This is a genomic window from Corallococcus interemptor (genome assembly GCF_003668875.1).
GTDB classification, from domain to species: Bacteria; Myxococcota; Myxococcia; order Myxococcales; family Myxococcaceae; genus Corallococcus; species Corallococcus interemptor.
In genome coordinates this window covers 1-14,131 of the sequence record NZ_RAWM01000126.1, presented here as the reverse complement: position 1 = coordinate 14,131, position 14,131 = coordinate 1, and the positions used below count along the sequence as shown (strand labels likewise).

General features: G+C 68.4%; 13 protein-coding genes. 7 read left to right on the top strand and 6 right to left on the bottom strand.

What is annotated here, in order from left to right:
* Positions 1-19 precede the first annotated feature (19 nt).
* Both gcvH and gcvT read right to left on the bottom strand, forming a co-directional pair.
* Positions 20-403 carry a glycine cleavage system protein GcvH gene (gene gcvH, locus D7X96_RS31375; RefSeq protein WP_121724078.1) on the bottom strand — a complete coding sequence of 128 codons (384 nt, stop codon included), beginning with the start codon at positions 401-403 and terminating at the stop codon, positions 20-22.
* 38 nt (positions 404-441) lie between these two features.
* Entirely contained in the window at positions 442-1,527 is a 1,086-nt protein-coding gene (gcvT, locus tag D7X96_RS31370) for a glycine cleavage system aminomethyltransferase GcvT (protein WP_121724077.1), read from the bottom strand.
* 103 nt (positions 1,528-1,630) lie between these two features.
* Between gcvT and metF the strand changes: the two genes are divergently transcribed.
* Genes metF through D7X96_RS41605 form a run of 3 tightly spaced genes read left to right on the top strand, consistent with a single transcriptional unit; the run spans position 1,631 to position 3,974 of the window.
* On the top strand, positions 1,631-2,503 hold the full coding sequence (metF, locus tag D7X96_RS31365) for a methylenetetrahydrofolate reductase [NAD(P)H] (protein ID WP_120550939.1): 873 nt from the start codon (positions 1,631-1,633) through the stop codon (positions 2,501-2,503).
* Positions 2,500-2,922 carry a hypothetical protein gene (locus tag D7X96_RS31360; RefSeq protein ID WP_120550938.1) on the top strand — a complete coding sequence of 141 codons (423 nt, stop codon included), beginning with the start codon at positions 2,500-2,502 and terminating at the stop codon, positions 2,920-2,922. The genes metF and D7X96_RS31360 overlap by 4 nt, the downstream gene beginning before the upstream one ends.
* A complete protein-coding gene (locus tag D7X96_RS41605) occupies positions 2,919-3,974 on the top strand; it encodes a homoserine dehydrogenase (RefSeq protein ID WP_121771417.1) in 1,056 nt (351 codons plus the stop codon). The genes D7X96_RS31360 and D7X96_RS41605 overlap by 4 nt, the downstream gene beginning before the upstream one ends.
* A 6-nt stretch (positions 3,975-3,980) precedes the next feature.
* On the opposite strand, the gene D7X96_RS31350 is transcribed toward D7X96_RS41605, so the two are convergent.
* Positions 3,981-4,916, bottom strand: a complete 936-nt coding sequence (locus D7X96_RS31350) for an ADP-ribosylglycohydrolase family protein (RefSeq protein WP_121771416.1) — start codon at positions 4,914-4,916, stop codon at positions 3,981-3,983.
* Positions 4,917-5,056: 140 nt separating this feature from the next.
* Between D7X96_RS31350 and D7X96_RS31345 the strand changes: the two genes are divergently transcribed.
* Entirely contained in the window at positions 5,057-8,185 is a 3,129-nt protein-coding gene (locus D7X96_RS31345; protein ID WP_121771415.1) for a choice-of-anchor D domain-containing protein, read from the top strand.
* 87 nt (positions 8,186-8,272) lie between these two features.
* On the opposite strand, the gene D7X96_RS31340 is transcribed toward D7X96_RS31345, so the two are convergent.
* On the bottom strand, positions 8,273-9,823 hold the full coding sequence (locus D7X96_RS31340; protein ID WP_121771414.1) for an OmpA family protein: 1,551 nt from the start codon (positions 9,821-9,823) through the stop codon (positions 8,273-8,275).
* Between the two features lie 79 nt (positions 9,824-9,902).
* Here D7X96_RS31340 and D7X96_RS31335 point away from each other — a divergent pair, with 79 nt between their 5' ends.
* Entirely contained in the window at positions 9,903-10,094 is a 192-nt protein-coding gene (locus tag D7X96_RS31335) for a hypothetical protein (protein WP_121771413.1), read from the top strand.
* A gap of 30 nt (positions 10,095-10,124) precedes the next feature.
* Here D7X96_RS31335 and D7X96_RS31330 read toward each other — a convergent pair whose 3' ends face one another.
* Complete coding sequence (locus D7X96_RS31330; protein ID WP_147468440.1) at positions 10,125-11,396, bottom strand: hypothetical protein; 1,272 nt, start codon at positions 11,394-11,396, stop codon at positions 10,125-10,127.
* A gap of 187 nt (positions 11,397-11,583) precedes the next feature.
* Between D7X96_RS31330 and D7X96_RS31325 the strand changes: the two genes are divergently transcribed.
* Positions 11,584-12,729 carry an eCIS core domain-containing protein gene (locus D7X96_RS31325; protein ID WP_121724463.1) on the top strand — a complete coding sequence of 382 codons (1,146 nt, stop codon included), beginning with the start codon at positions 11,584-11,586 and terminating at the stop codon, positions 12,727-12,729.
* Between the two features lie 53 nt (positions 12,730-12,782).
* Here D7X96_RS31325 and folD read toward each other — a convergent pair whose 3' ends face one another.
* On the bottom strand, positions 12,783-13,634 hold the full coding sequence (gene folD, locus D7X96_RS31320) for a bifunctional methylenetetrahydrofolate dehydrogenase/methenyltetrahydrofolate cyclohydrolase FolD (RefSeq protein ID WP_120553055.1): 852 nt from the start codon (positions 13,632-13,634) through the stop codon (positions 12,783-12,785).
* Positions 13,635-13,724: 90 nt separating this feature from the next.
* On the opposite strand from folD, the gene D7X96_RS31315 reads away from it, so the two are divergent.
* On the top strand, positions 13,725-14,131 hold a 407-nt coding region (locus D7X96_RS31315; RefSeq protein ID WP_244219792.1), incomplete at its 3' end, for a TerB family tellurite resistance protein.

Genomic DNA, 14,131 nt, shown 5'->3' with positions numbered 1-14,131 from the left:
ACTTCTTGCGCGCGCGTGACTACTTGGTGAGCGGCTCGTAGGCGGCGGCGTCCAGGAGCTTGCCCACCTGCCCGGCGTCCGAGGGCTCGACCTCCACAATCCAACCCTTCCCGTACGGGTCGGAGTTGATGAGGGACGGGTTGCCGGTCAGCTCGTCGTTCACCTTCACCACGGTGCCGGAGATGGGGGCGAACAGGTCCGACACGGCCTTGGTGGACTCGATGACGCCGAAGTTCTTCCCTTCGGTGAGGGTGGCGCCCAGCTTGGGCAGCTCCACGTACACGACGTCGCCCAGCGACTCCTGGGCGTGGGCCGTGACGCCCACCACCACGGTCTTGCCGGTGATGCGGGCCCACTCGTGTTCCTTCGTGTACTTCAGGTCCTGCGGGATGTTGTCAGACATGGAGGCGGCTCCTCGCAACGGGTGCGAACGGGAAGGAATCAGGACTTCTTGAGGAAGGGGGTCTTCACGACGACCGCGGGCACGGCGCGGCCGCGGATCTCCACGTCGAAGGTGGAGCCTTCGGTGGCCAGGTTCGTGGGCACGTAGCCCATGCCGATGGGCTTCTTCACCGTGGGGCCCTGCGTACCGCTCGTCACCTCACCCACGCGGACGCCGTCCTTGAGGATGGGGTAGCCGTGGCGCGGGATGCCGGCGCCGGTGAGCTCGAAGCCCACGAGCTTGCGAGGGACGCCCGCGGCCTTCTGCGCGACGAGCGCGTCCTTGCCGATGAAGCCGCCCGCCTTGTCCAGCTTGACGATCCAGCCCAGGCCCGCCTCCAGGGCGGTGTGCGCGTCGTCGATGTCGTTGCCGTACAGCGCGTACTTCATCTCCGTGCGCAGCGAGTCGCGAGCGCCCAGGCCGCAGGGCTTCACGCCGTCCGGCTGCCCGGCCTCCAGGAGCGCGTCCCAGAGCTTCACGGCGTCGCCAGCGGCGCAGTACAGCTCGAAGCCGTCCTCGCCGGTGTAGCCCGTGCGGGAGATGATGGACTTCACGCCGGCCACCTCCCCTTCGGTGAAGCGGTAGGTGCCCACCTTGGACAGGTCCGCCTGGGTCAGGCGCTGCACCAGCCCCACGGCCTTGGGGCCCTGGACGGCGATCTGCGCGTACTCGTCGCCGCGGTCCACGGGCTTGACGCCCTCCGCGCGCGCGCTCATCCAGGCGAAGTCCTTCTCGCGGTTGCTGGAGTTGACGCAGATGAGGATGCGCTCGGGGCTGAAGCGGTAGGCGACGACGTCGTCCACGAAACCGCCCAGGTCGTTGAGCAGGCCCGCGTAGACGGCCTGGCCGTCCTGGCAGCGGGCGAGGTCGTTGGAGATGAGCCGGTTCACGGTCTCCAACGCGCCAGGGCCGGTGAACTCGATTTCCCCCATGTGGGAGACGTCGAACAGGCCCACGGCGGTGCGCACGGCTTCATGCTCGGCGATGACGGACGAGTACTGCACCGGCATGTCCCAGCCAACGAAGTCGACCATCCGGGCCCCCAGCTTGCGGTGGGCCTCGTTGAGGGGCGTACGCCGGGTCATTGACTTCTCCATGGGCAGGTGGGGGGTGGCGAAACGGCGCGGACTATAGCGGCGCACCTTCTCCGATCAAGGCCGACGCGGAAGGGACTAAACTCATCCCGACATGAAGATTCGCAACTGCCTCAACCCTTCCAAGCCGAGCTTCTCCTTCGAGTTTTTTCCTCCCAAGACGGACGCGGGCGTGGCCTCGCTCCTGCGCACGGTGGAGGAGCTTGCGCCGCTGGAGCCGGGGTTCGTGTCGGTGACGTACGGAGCGGGCGGGAGCACGCGCGACCGGACGGTGGAGCTCGTCACACACATCAAGCAGCACACCGGCATCGAGGCCATGGCGCACCTGACGTGCGTGGGACACACCCGGGACGAGCTTCGTGACGTGCTGCGCCGGCTCGGCGCGGCAGGCATCGAGAACGTGCTCCTGCTGCGAGGGGACCCGCCGCAGGGGCAGACGAAGTTCGAGCCGGTGCCCGGGGGCTTCCGCTACGCGGAGGAGCTGGTCCGATTCGTCCGAGAAGAGGATTTCAACTTCTGCCTGGGGGGCGCGTGCTATCCGGAGGGCCACGTGGAGACGGCGTCTCGCGAGGACGACCTCCAACACCTGAAGGCCAAGGTGGATGCGGGGATGGACTTCGTGGTGACGCAGCTCTTCTTCGACAACGCCTTCTACTTCGACTTCGTGGAGCGGGCGCGGCGGGTGGGCATCAATGTCCCCATCGTCCCCGGCATCATGCCCATCACCAACTATGAGCAGGTCCAGCGCTTCACGCGCATGTGCGGCGCCACGGTGCCCATGCGTCTGGCGCTGCAGATGGAGCGCGTGAAGGATCAGCCGGACGCCGTCGTGCAGCTGGGCGTGGCGCACGCCACGGTGCAGTGCATGGAGCTGTTGTCGCGCGGCGTGCCGGGCATCCACTTCTACACGCTGAACAAGTCCCCCGCGACGCGGATGATCGTGGGCGCGCTGAAGGGGCGGTCATGAGCGGCCCGGGCCCGCAGCTGGCGCCGGAGGATCCGCGCTACAAGACCTTCCTCATCGTGCGCTTCCCGGCGTTCTTCCTGCTCATCGTGGGCGTGCTGCACGTCGTCTTCAGCCTGCTGGGCGCGAGCCTGGCGGCGTTCAAGGTCGCGTCGCCCTTCTCCACGCCGGGGCAGGCGCCGGTGGTGCTGGACTTCTCGCTGGGCTTCACGCTGGCCATCCTGGGCGGTGTCCTCTGCGGGCTGCTGGCCATCTGGGGCGCGCTGAACGCGATGAGCCTCAAGGGCTACGGCCTGGCGACGGTGGGCGCCATCTGCGCGATGTACACGCTGACGCCGGGCTGTTTCATCGGCGTGCCGGTGGCGGTGTGGATGCTCTTCACGCTGCGCCGCGATGGCGTGCGCGAGGCCTTCGCCCCATGAACCCGCGCGCCGTCCGCACGGTGCGCTTCCTGCTCACGGGCCTGGGCAACGTGGGCGTGCCGCTGCTGGAGATCCTCCAGTCGCGCGCGTCGCTCTTGATGGAGCGCTACCGGCTGGAGCTGTTGCCGGTGGGGCTGGCGGACTCGGGCGGCGCGGCGGTGGCGCCGCACGGGTTGGACATCGGAGAAGTGCTGGCGGTGAAGCGGGCGCGGCACTCGGTGGCGTCGCTGCCGGTGGTGGGGCGTCCGGGGATGAGCGGGCGCCAGCTGGTGCGTGACGTGAAGGCGGACCTGTTGCTGGAGGCGACGCCCACGAGCTTCAAGGACGGGCAGCCGGGCCTGGACATCACGCGGGACGCGCTGATGCGGGGCATGGCGGCGGTGCTCGCCAGCAAGGGCCCTCTGGTGCTGGGCTTCCAGGAGCTGGCGTCCTTGAGCGACCTGGAGTCGCCGGGCCGCCCTCCCCTGCGCTTCAGCGCCGCGGTGGGAGGGGCGATGCCGCTGGTGAACGTGGGCCGCCGGGACCTGGCGCTGGGGAAGCCCGGCCGGTTCGAGGGCGTGCTCAACAGCACCAGCCACCTGCTCCTGAACCGGATGGCCGAGGGCAAGTCCTACGAGGCCGCGCTGGCGGAGGCGCAGGCCCTTGGCATCGCGGAGACGGACCCGACACTCGACGTGGACGGCTGGGACACGACGGGCAAGCTGATCATCCTGGCCAATGCCGTAATGCGCGTGCCCACCACGCTGAAGGACGTGTCGGTGACGGGCATGCGCGGCGTGACGCGCGCGGAGCTGGACGCGGCGAAGGCGAAGGGCGGCCAGGTGCTGCTGCTGGCGCGCGGGGAGCCGCTGGGCGGCGAGCGCTGGGAGTGGAGCGTGCGCCCCACCGCCGTGGACGCGTCCCATCCCCTGGCCCGGCTGGGCGCGACGGAGCTGGGCGCGGTGTTCCGCAGCGACCTGCACGGCGTCCACACCCTCATCACCGGTGAGCAGGGGTCCCGTGGGACGAGCGCCGCGATGTTGAGGGACGTGCTCGAAATCTTCCCGGACTGAGGGTTTTCAGCCCAGCGACTTCATGAGCCGCTCCAGCAGCGGCTCCACCAGGTCCTGCCCGCGCAGCTGTGAGCGCCAGCGGTGCGGGATGCCATCGAGGCCGAAGATGAGCCCCGCGATGCCGCCCGCCACGCAGGCCGTGGTGTCCGTGTCGTGGCCCAGCCGGATGGCGGATTTGACGACCTCTTCGTATGTCTTGCCGTTCGCCACGCAGGCCCGGGCGGAGCGCAGGCAGTCCACGACGTAGCCGCCGCCCGTTCCCGGTGCCGGGTCGTCCGGACGGAGGTGGGCTTCCAATTCCTCCCGCTGGGGAAAGCCTTCCACGTACAGGTCGCGGAATGTGGCCACGGCTTCGGCCCAGGGGTCCGCCGCGCCTTGGAGGATGCGCCGGGCCCAGAGGCAATACAGCGCACAGCACACCTGGGCGCGCACGTGGCCATGTGTCACGCGCGACTGCGCCATGGCATCCGAGACGAGCGCCGCGTCCTTGCCCTGGTGCCACAGGGCCAATGGCAACACCCGCATCAGTGAGCCATTGCCGTTGTCCATGGTGCCATTGGGGCCAGCGAGCATCGCGGGCGTGCCGTCGCGCAGCCGTCGCAGGGCCGTACTGGTCTGGATGCCCACGTCGAACACGTCGCCGTCCACGGCGAGGTAGCCCCAGTCCTGCCAGTTCACCAGCCGCCGGCCCAGGTCCTCGCAGTCGAGCCGCTTCTGATACGTCAAGGAATCCAGCAGGCACAGCGCATGGGCGCCGTCATCCGACCAGGTGCCCGGGGGGACTCGGTCATGCGCGCGGTCGAACCCTGGCGGTGGGTCGTATTCGATGGCCTCGGGAGGAGGAATCGTCTCCGGCCGGTGGAACTCATAGGGGACGCCCAATGCGTCACCAATGAGCAACCCATACAGTCCTCCCGCGATGCGTTCAGCGCGTTGCACCATGTCCCCAACCTCCCAGGTCCGTGCCCGCGCACGATAGTGTCTCAAGTACACCATCCTTGTAAAGGCTGACGGCTCGCGCGGTGTTCACGGTTCATGCGAAGCTCTCGCGCCAATCCCCGCTCCCATGAGAGGCGCTCCAGATGCGTCGACTCCCCCTGCTGCTTGCTTTGGGTCTGTCTGTCCTGGCCGCCTGCTCCACCGTGGAGCCAGAGCCGGCCGAGCCGCCCGAGACGCCGACGGAAGCCTCGCGGACCCAATCGCTGGGCATGGAGGCTCAGTTCACCGTCGACGTGGCGTGGGATGGCGCGACGAAGTGCAGCAGATGCGGCAACCCGTCCTACGCCTGCTCGGACAACACGGGGAACTGGAACGACGGGAAGAAGAGCTTCAAGGACCCCCTTCCTCCCGGCTGGGTGGTGAAGGAGGTCCGGGTTCAGTCCCTGGGCCGAGGCTACTGGGGCGGCCTCACGACGGTCCTGCTGAACGACCTGAAGGTGGGGACCTTCAACACGTTTCCCTCGCCCGGGTCCGAATGCGGCGTCTGCTCGATACAGGACGTCGCCTCCAAGGCGCCTGATCAATCAGGGCTGCCCGGCTACCTCTACGGTGACAACAACACCCTCACGCTGAAGCCCGACCTGATCAACTGCTTTTCCGCCGCCCGGATCCAGCTGCTGGCGGGACGTCCGGTGCTCAAGTACGGACCGGGCAGTCTGTCCTTCGGCTCGGTCGCGCTGAACAGCTCCGCGTCCCGGAAGGTGACGCTGACCAATGATGGCGCCGCCCCCCTCGTCATTCGCACCATCAGCGTCCCCCGTCCCTTCACGCTGACGTCCGGGAGCCCTCCCTTCACGCTCAAGGTGGGCGCCAGCCTGGACTTGAACGTGACGTTCACCCCCACGCACGAACGCACCGACTCCGGGATCATGTCCATCCAGAGCAGCGACCCGGACCAGCCCAAGGTGACGATCCAGCTCGAGGGGACAGGCGGCCCCGCGAAGGTCCAGCTCACTCCGGCCGCGCTCGCGTTCGGCGCCGTGAAGGTGGGCACGACCCAGAGCCTCCCCCTTCAGGTGAAGAACCTTGGGAACCAGCCGCTCACGATCGCCTCGGTCCAGACCCAGCCCCCCTTCTCCGTCAGCGGTCTTCCCGTGGGCGGCACCACGTTGCCCGCGTCCGGCGGCGTCCTCACGCTCTCGGTGTCCTTCACGGCGACCGCCGGAGAGGTGCTCCAGTCGCTGCGCATCCAGGCCCAGGGGGCCATCACTCCGCTCGCGGAGGTCGCGTTGCATGGCACGGGCATCGAGCCCGCCATCGCCGTGGCCGCGACCGCGCTGGACTTCGGGGTGCATACCGCCGGCGTCCCTCCGGTCCGCAAGACGCTCACGGTGAGCAACACGGGCCAGGCGGACCTGGTCCTCACCGCCTTCGACGTGGAGGCGCCCTTCACGGTGGAGGCCGGCCTGCCGTTGACCCTCCCGGCCTGGGGACAGAAGGACCTGCCAGTGGTCTTCGCTCCCGGAGTGGAGCGGGCCACGAAGGACCTCATCCTGCGGAGCAACGACCCGAAGACTCCCGCGCTCAAGGTGTCCCTCACGGGCACCGGCGTGGAGGTCCCAGCGCTCCAGGTGACCGGGCCTGATGGCGGCATGGCGCTGGCGTTCGGCTCGCAGGAGGTCAGCTCCGTGAGCGTGCCCCAGACGCTGACGCTGAAGAACGTGGGCGCGGGGACGCTCGTGGTGGAGCCCGTCGAGCCGCCCACGGGCTTCGCCGTGACGCCCAAGCAGCGGCTCAGCCTGGCGCCCGGAGCCACGACGCAGCTCCAGGTGACCTTCGAACCTCCGCACACCGCCCAGTTCACGCAGGAGCTGCGGCTGAGCGCGGACGGTCCTGGAGGCTCGACCCAGGTCGTGCCACTCAGCGGTCTGGGGGTTGAGGGCAAGGTGACCGCCACTCCCGCCGCGCTGTCCTTCTCCCGCACGGAGGTGGGCCAGGGCAGCAAGGCGGTGCAGGTGACGATCGTCAACACGGGGACGGACACCCTCACCATCAGCACCCTCGCGGTGGCAGGGCCGTTCTCGGTGGTGCCCCCGAAGCTCCCCATGGAGCTCACGCCGCGCGACGCCTTCACGATGAACGTCACGTTCAACCCGCTCGAGAACGGCCTCGTGTCCGGCGCGCTCCGGCTGTTCTCGACCGCGCCGTCGTCGCCCACGGTGGTGAAGCTGGAGGGAGAGGGGCTTCAGGCCATCGCCCAGATGGCGAGCGACGTGATGGAGTTCGGAGGCCAGCGGGTGGGCGGTCTGAGCGCTCCACGGGAGCTCACCCTGTACAACACGGGGAGCGAGTCGCTGAACGTGGCCGCGGTGAACATGAGCGGTCCGTTCCTGATCTCCGGATTGAACGTGGGCACCAGCGTGCCGCCGCAAGGCAGCCGCACGTTCCAGGTCAACTACAAGCCCACGGTGGCCACCGCGGAGAACGGCGTGCTGGAGGTCCAGAGCAACGCGCCGCGCGCCGCCCAGGTGACGCTGCGGGGCACGGGGACCACGGCATCCATCGAGGCCTCCGTGACGGCGCTGACCTTCGGTGCCCAGTTCCTGGGCGCGGCCGAGCAGCGCCTCGTGGAGCTGCGCAACACCGGCACGAGTCCCATCACGATCACAGGGGTGGATCCGGTGGATGGGTTCTCCGTGTCGGGGCTGCCGCTGCCACATCAACTGGAGGCGGGAACGAGCCACGCGTTCTCCGTGGTGTTCGAGCCGCCACGGACGGGGGATTACGCCGGGTCGCTCGGCGTGCGGCACGATGCGTCCGCGACGCCGCTGATGGTGTCGGTGCAGGGGGCGGGTGTGGCGCAGGCGTTGACGGTGACGCCCGGGGCCATCGCATTCGGCAACCAGCGGGTGGAAGTCACCAGCCCGCCCGTGACGCTGGACCTCGTCAACACGGGCAACGTGCCCGTGACGGTGCAGGTGACGTCTTCCAGCGCGGTGTTCCAGGTGGACACGCGAGCACTGAGCGAAGCCATTCCGGCGGGAGGCCGGGCCTCGGTGCCGGTGTCCTTCCATCCGACGAGCGCGGGCGCGGTGCGCGGAGAGGTCCGCGTGGTGCCGAACGGGGGCGGACTGGGACCGACGGTCATCCCCGTGGAGGGCATTGGCGAGGCCGTCAGCGTGAAGGGCAGCGGCTGCAACGTGGGTGGGGCCGCCGGCGCCTGGATGCTGGCCGCGTGGATGCTGGCGCTGCGCAGGCGGCGGGGCCGCTGAGGCCCCTGCCGGACCCGGTTCTCAAAAACCTGTCCGACAGTCGGACAGGTTTTCGGGGCATGCCGCCGGGAGGGCGCCCCCATTGAGTCAGGGGGCAGGAGGCGCGGGGATGGAGCGGGCCGACGTGGGCTCACCCAGGATCAGCAGCAGCTCCGCGCGGCGGTTCTCTCCCCTGCCCGCTTGGGTCCCATTGGAGCCTGCGGGCCGGCGCGCACCGAGCCCCCGGGGTTCCAGCCGGTGCGCGGGGACGCCCTTGCGCACGAGGTAGTCCCGCACGGCCTCCGCGCGGGCCAGGGAAAGACGCTGGTTGGAGGTGGAGGAGCCTTCCGCGTCGGTGTGTCCTTCGATGACGACGCGCTCCACCTCCGGATGCTCCAGCAGCACCCGCGCCACCCGATCCAGCACGCGCGAGCGGCCCGGCAGTGTCGTCGCGCCGACCTCGAAGAAGACCTGACCATGGAGGACGAGGCGTTCACGGGTCAGGGTGACGAGCGGATCGTTCGCCTCCGGGCAGCCGCCGTGCTCGCGGGTCCCCTTCTCGTGGATGCAGGCGTCCAGCACGTCCACGACACCGTCGCCGTCCGTGTCTGTGTCGGTGACTGGCACGTCCTTGGTGGGCTCGGGAGGTGGAGGTTCGGAGGGCGTGGGTTCGGGCTCGAGCTGGGGTTCGACGGGAGCCCGTGGCAGGCCCTGGACGAGTTCGTAGACGATGTCCTCCGGGGGCGGAGGCGGTGCCTTGTCGAAGAGCAGGGCGAGCCCAGCGAGGACCCGGTAGCGGGGCGACCCAGGCTCGGTCCCCAGGCCCACTCCGCCCATGGCGAAGAACTCCCAGGGTCGCGCGGGTGCGTAGCGAAGGCCACCCATCAGTTCCCCACTGGTGCGCTGCTGCCGCCAGGAGTACGCGCCGAACGCGGACACCTCCGCGCGAAGTGCGTAGCCCACCGTGAGCCCCACACCGGCCCGAAGCTCGTTGCCCACGCCGTTGAGGCTGTCCACGCCAGAGTCCGTCGAGACGGCACGACGCAGGAGCACGCCCAGTTCCAGCGCCGGAGCCACGGGCCCCCAGCGCTTGCCCATCATGATCCGTCCCTGACCGCGGACACCCTGATCACGAGCCAGCGCACCCGAACCACCCACGGGCAGACGCACGTCCAGGTCGAGCGCCAGGTGGAACGCCTCGGGAGCGGAGGTCCCCAGCAATCCCAGCCGGGCCGCGATCCGTGGCGCGCCCAGCCCACTGCGCGACGGAGAGGCGATGGACAGCACGGTGCTCAGGTCCGCGCCGCTCTGGTGGATGACACCGGGAAGCTGGGCCTGAAGCTCCAGCCAGGGCAGCACGCCAACGGCCAGGGACAGCACGCCGGTGGTCCGGGACAGGACGAGTGGGTACTCGTCCGCCCCGTTCACGATGGTCAGGGGGGCGCGTTGGTAGTGCGCCAGCACGGAGATGCGCAGCGCCCCGGGAGCCAGCAACTCACCGTTTCCGAGCGCCACGGGCCCCAGGCCCGGGTTCGGGGCCAGGCGCTCCAGGGAGAACGTAGGCAGGGGCGTGGCGTCCTGGGCACGCGCGGGGGCCGCGAGCATCAGCAGTCCCAGCGCGGCCCCGCCCACTGCGCATCGCTGCAAGGCCGGACCCATGCGCCCATCTTCCGTCAGGTCACGTCCGGGGCGAAGGGGAATGGCGGCTAGACTCGTTGCAACAACATGGGGTGAGTGAATGCCCAAGAGCGACGAAGAGTTCCTGGCGCGGTTCCCCCCGGGAAGCCCAGAGGAGCAGTACTACGCAACCCTGCTGAGAATTGTCCGGAGCATTTCCTTCCCGATGACCGAGGCCGCAGGCTTCGCGCTGTTGAGACTGCTGGATGTAGATTGGATGGTGAACAGCCCCAAACCCAACTCCAGCCCATGATCAGACCGGGGATGACACGCCCAGGTGGGGCTACTTCCGGGCTTCGCTCGCGGCCAGTGCATCCCATCGCTGCTCGACGAGATGAATGTCTTGTCGGGTCTCACGCGCTTCAATCCATTGGCCCTGGGATTGTGGGTTGGCGCGGAACTGCCGCAGCTCTTCCGTGGTCAATGGGAGCAACACCCAAAGGTCGACACGGCGAGTGGGTTCCGGCTGCAGGTGGCCGAACGGCCAGAACAAGACCGCGGGAATCCCCTGCATCGGTGAGGGCAGGACAAACCGGTCGAACGCACGGAAGGGCCGAGCAGCGTCGTGGGCGTGGAAGCTCTGACCTGCCCATGCGAGCACATTGCTTGCCCAGGCACCCAACCGCCCTGCGTGCACCACCAACTCGACGTGGGTGTTCTGGTCTTCTGGGCTTCCACCCGGCTGAGCCGCATCACTCACGCCGTTGGTCATCGCGTAGCACTCACCGCCGAGGAAGAAGTGCTCCTGCGCGACGTGGTGCTCGCCACGAGGGACATGGTAGTGGGAATGAGGTCCGATCAGCGAAGCCAGCGCGCGCTTGCGTCCCACGCACGCCCGGCTGCGAGCCGTCGCCTCGACCCCGGGCACGGGTTTCGTGGGCTGGAGCCAGAGCGCGCCAGACAGCTCCGCCTCGACCCTGAACTCGCCGGTCGCCGACCCGAGCACAGTGCCCAGAGGCAACGGCCCCTTCGAAATCATCGCGTGCATGACCGCGTAGGCGGTTGACTCAAAGACTTCCTTTCGTGACGGATCCATGGGCATCGCAATCTCAGGCAACCCGAAACCGCCAAGGCCCGAGCTCTCGATCCACCCGGAAGTACGACCCAGGTGATACGACCAGAGGGGACCAGGGTTCAATTTCTCGGTGTAGCCTTTTGCATCATCAACGAAGGCGCCGATGGGGAAGGCCATGTAGCCGGCCAGGGGCTGAATCACGGCGGTCACCAGCGCGGCGAGCTTGCACACCATCGCGGTGAGCTGCAGATAGCGATCCGAGGTGAGGGATTCGCTCGCCCCCTTGAAGCCCAGCAAGGACAGGAGCTTCGGCGAAGTGTTCCGGCCAAGCCAGGCTTCGTGTGGCGCAAGGAACTCCACGCTCGTCGCACCAATGGGCGCCGTGCTCGACGCGTAGGTCCAATCCAACCGGTCTGGAACCTGCGTGGCAGCGACCCGGACAAGGAAGAAATCAGAGATGCGGAGGGCCTGGCCTTCGCGTTTCGGATGGAACTCAGCGAGTGCCGCGGCGACAGCGTCGAGCCCCACCTGCGGGTGCAAGGGGAGAACAGCCCAAGTCAGCAATTGGCCACTCATTGGAAGGTACCTGGCGGAGGCGAGGAGTGCTCGCGGCCAGATAGCAAGGCGCAATCGTTCCGCCAAGAGCCGCACCTGGGACGCCGGACGCGGCGCGCGCATGACGGTCCAGGGCCTCGCCCTGGAAATCCCGGTTTGATAGTCTTGAACAATGACTCTCGACTCGTGCGGTGAACAGGTGTGCTCCGGGCATCATCCATTCCCCTCGGCGATGAGGGAGTGCCTGGAGTCTTTCTTCGACGCGGACCTCTCGACGGTGAGCGTCTGCCAGACGCCTGCGGTGGCGGCACTCGGGGCCCTGGCGTTCACCGTCGGGGAGCGTCTCTTCTTCGCCCCCGGGCGCTACGACGTCCGCGGCCATGCGGGCATCGAGCTTCTGGGGCATGAGCTTGCCCATGTGCTGCAACAGCGCGCGGGACGCGTGCCCGAAGCCCGTGCGCGCCTGTCCCTGGTCCACGACCCGCGCCTCGAAGCGGAGGCGGACGCGTTTGGCCGGCGACTGGCGGACTGGTGGGCGGCGCACCCGAGCGTCCACGCCAGTTTCGACGCGGGGCTTCCAACCCCCATCCAGACGGTTCCGGGAAGGTCCCTGGTCCCGGCTGTCCTCCAGGCCCGGCTCCCGGGACCGGTCGCCTTCGAGTTGTTCATGTACTACGCCAAGGCCTACCCCGGCCGGGACGACCTCCAGGGGACCTGCCGCAATGAGCATCAACGGCTCGTGATGAGTCACGACACCTTGCAGAGTGCCATTGACGAGGTCCACCGCCTCGTCGGTCTCCCGACCAGTCAGGACATGCCCCCTCCGGGATGGACGCCGACGTTCAACGACGACAGCCCCCCTCCTCCTCCGAGCGGCCCCCCCAGCCTGCTCAGCATCATGCAAGAGGAGGAGAGGAAGGTGTCACAGAAGCCCAAGAACAAAGCGCCCAAGTCCATGGCCGAGCGTCTCAGCACCACGTCGTTGACGTTCACAGCCCCTCCGCCCCCGAAGCTCATCAAGGTCGACCGGGTCAAACCCATCCTGGATCGCGTCGCGCAGTGGGATCACAAGAGCCAGGTCAGTAAGGAAGTGAGCCTGACACCGTCGGAGGTCGATGACCTCATGCAGCGGGCGCGTCAAATCACCACGACCAGCGGCAACAATTACAAATACGAGGTCCTCGACAACGGGGGCACGGAAGACAAGTACGAATACAAGCGGGTCATCAAAATCATCAATTGGTATGGCGGTCAGATCACGACAGGAATGACCGGAGGGCTCAAGAAGCCCACCTATCACGTGATCATCAAGAAGTAGGAGCCGTCGGACCTCCCTCTCCCAGGATGGACAGGGAGGCCCGAACCGTCTGACTACTTCCCCGCGCGCTGTGCCGCTTCCAGCGTGTTCTTCATCAGCATCGCAATGGTCATCGGGCCCACGCCACCCGGCACCGGCGTGATGAACGACGCGCGCTCCGCCGCGGCGGCGAACTCCACGTCGCCCACCAGCTTGCCGTCCGCCTTGCGGTTCATGCCCACGTCAATCACCACCGCGCCGGGCTTGATCCACGCGCCCTTCACCAGCTCCGGCACGCCCACCGCCACCACCAGGATGTCCGCCTGGGCCACCTCCGACGGCAGGTCGCTCTTGCGGTGACACACCGTCACCGTCGCGTCCTTCTGCAGCAGCATCAGCGCCTGCGGCTTGCCCACGATGTTGCTGCGGCCCACCACCACCGCGCGCTTGCCCGCGGGGTTGCAGCCCACCTCTTCCAGCAGCCGCATCACGCCATACGGCGTGCACGCGCGCGTCGCCGGGCGGCCCAACAGCAGGTTGCCCGCGTTCATCGGGTGGAAGCCGTCCGCGTCCTTCTCCGGCTTCACCGCCGCGATGATGGCGTCCGCGTCGATGTGCTTGGGCAACGGCAGCTGCACCAGGATGCCGTGCACCGCCGGGTCCTCGTTCAGCCGGTGCACCAGCGCCAGCAGCTCGGCTTGGGTGATGTTCTCATCCGGGTGGTGCTCCCAGGAGTTGAAGCCCACCTCCTCGGCGGCCTTCTTCTTGCCCGTCACATAAATCTTGGACGCCGGGTCCTCACCCACGCGCACCACGGCGAGCCCCGGGGTGATGCCGCGCTCCGCCTTCAGGCGCGTCACCTCCTCCTTGATCTCCGCCCGCACGCGCGCCGCCACTGCCTTGCCGTCAATCAACTGAGCCGTCATGCGCCCCACCTTATGCAAGACTGGCCCGGCACAAGGGAGCGAAGCGAAGGCATGGGCGCGGGAAAAGTTCTCGGGGCGATGTTGGGTCTCATGGCCGGCCTCCTCGTCGGCGGGCCCTGGGCCATCGTGCTCGGCCTCATCGTCGGCACGGGCCTGGGCCACTACTTCGACGAACAGCACGCCGCGCCCCCGGACTTCCCCGAAATCTTCAGCGACTTCCCCGCCGCCTTCGAGCCGCCTCCTGAACACTCCTCCCTCACCCAGGGCCCGGGCGAGTTCCCCATCGTCCAGGCCCCCGACGAGGATCCGCTCGACCGGGACATCACCGCCCTCTTCGTGGACGTCGCCCGCGCCGACGGCGAGATGCGCCGCGAGGAGGTCCGCGAGGTCCGCCGCTACTTCGAGGAGGTCCTCCACGCCGACGCCCACACCGTCCAGGCCGTGCGCCGGCACCTCAAGGACTTCCTCTCCCACCCCGCCTCCCTGGACGCCCCCGC

What these genes read in the sequence shown, in the direction of transcription:
- D7X96_RS31335 (WP_121771413.1), top strand. Translation starts at nt 9,903, where the DNA reads ATGCCCAAGAGCGACGAAGAGTTCCTGGCGCGGTTCCCCCCGGGAAGC.
- D7X96_RS31345 (WP_121771415.1), top strand. Translation starts at nt 5,057, where the DNA reads ATGCGTCGACTCCCCCTGCTGCTTGCTTTGGGTCTGTCTGTCCTGGCC.
- metF (WP_120550939.1), top strand. Translation starts at nt 1,631, where the DNA reads ATGAAGATTCGCAACTGCCTCAACCCTTCCAAGCCGAGCTTCTCCTTC.
- gcvT (WP_121724077.1), bottom strand. Translation starts at nt 1,527, where the DNA reads ATGACCCGGCGTACGCCCCTCAACGAGGCCCACCGCAAGCTGGGGGCC.
- folD (WP_120553055.1), bottom strand. Translation starts at nt 13,634, where the DNA reads ATGACGGCTCAGTTGATTGACGGCAAGGCAGTGGCGGCGCGCGTGCGG.
- D7X96_RS31325 (WP_121724463.1), top strand. Translation starts at nt 11,584, where the DNA reads ATGACTCTCGACTCGTGCGGTGAACAGGTGTGCTCCGGGCATCATCCA.
- D7X96_RS31340 (WP_121771414.1), bottom strand. Translation starts at nt 9,823, where the DNA reads ATGGGTCCGGCCTTGCAGCGATGCGCAGTGGGCGGGGCCGCGCTGGGA.
- D7X96_RS41605 (WP_121771417.1), top strand. Translation starts at nt 2,919, where the DNA reads ATGAACCCGCGCGCCGTCCGCACGGTGCGCTTCCTGCTCACGGGCCTG.
- D7X96_RS31350 (WP_121771416.1), bottom strand. Translation starts at nt 4,916, where the DNA reads ATGGTGCAACGCGCTGAACGCATCGCGGGAGGACTGTATGGGTTGCTC.
- D7X96_RS31360 (WP_120550938.1), top strand. Translation starts at nt 2,500, where the DNA reads ATGAGCGGCCCGGGCCCGCAGCTGGCGCCGGAGGATCCGCGCTACAAG.
- gcvH (WP_121724078.1), bottom strand. Translation starts at nt 403, where the DNA reads ATGTCTGACAACATCCCGCAGGACCTGAAGTACACGAAGGAACACGAG.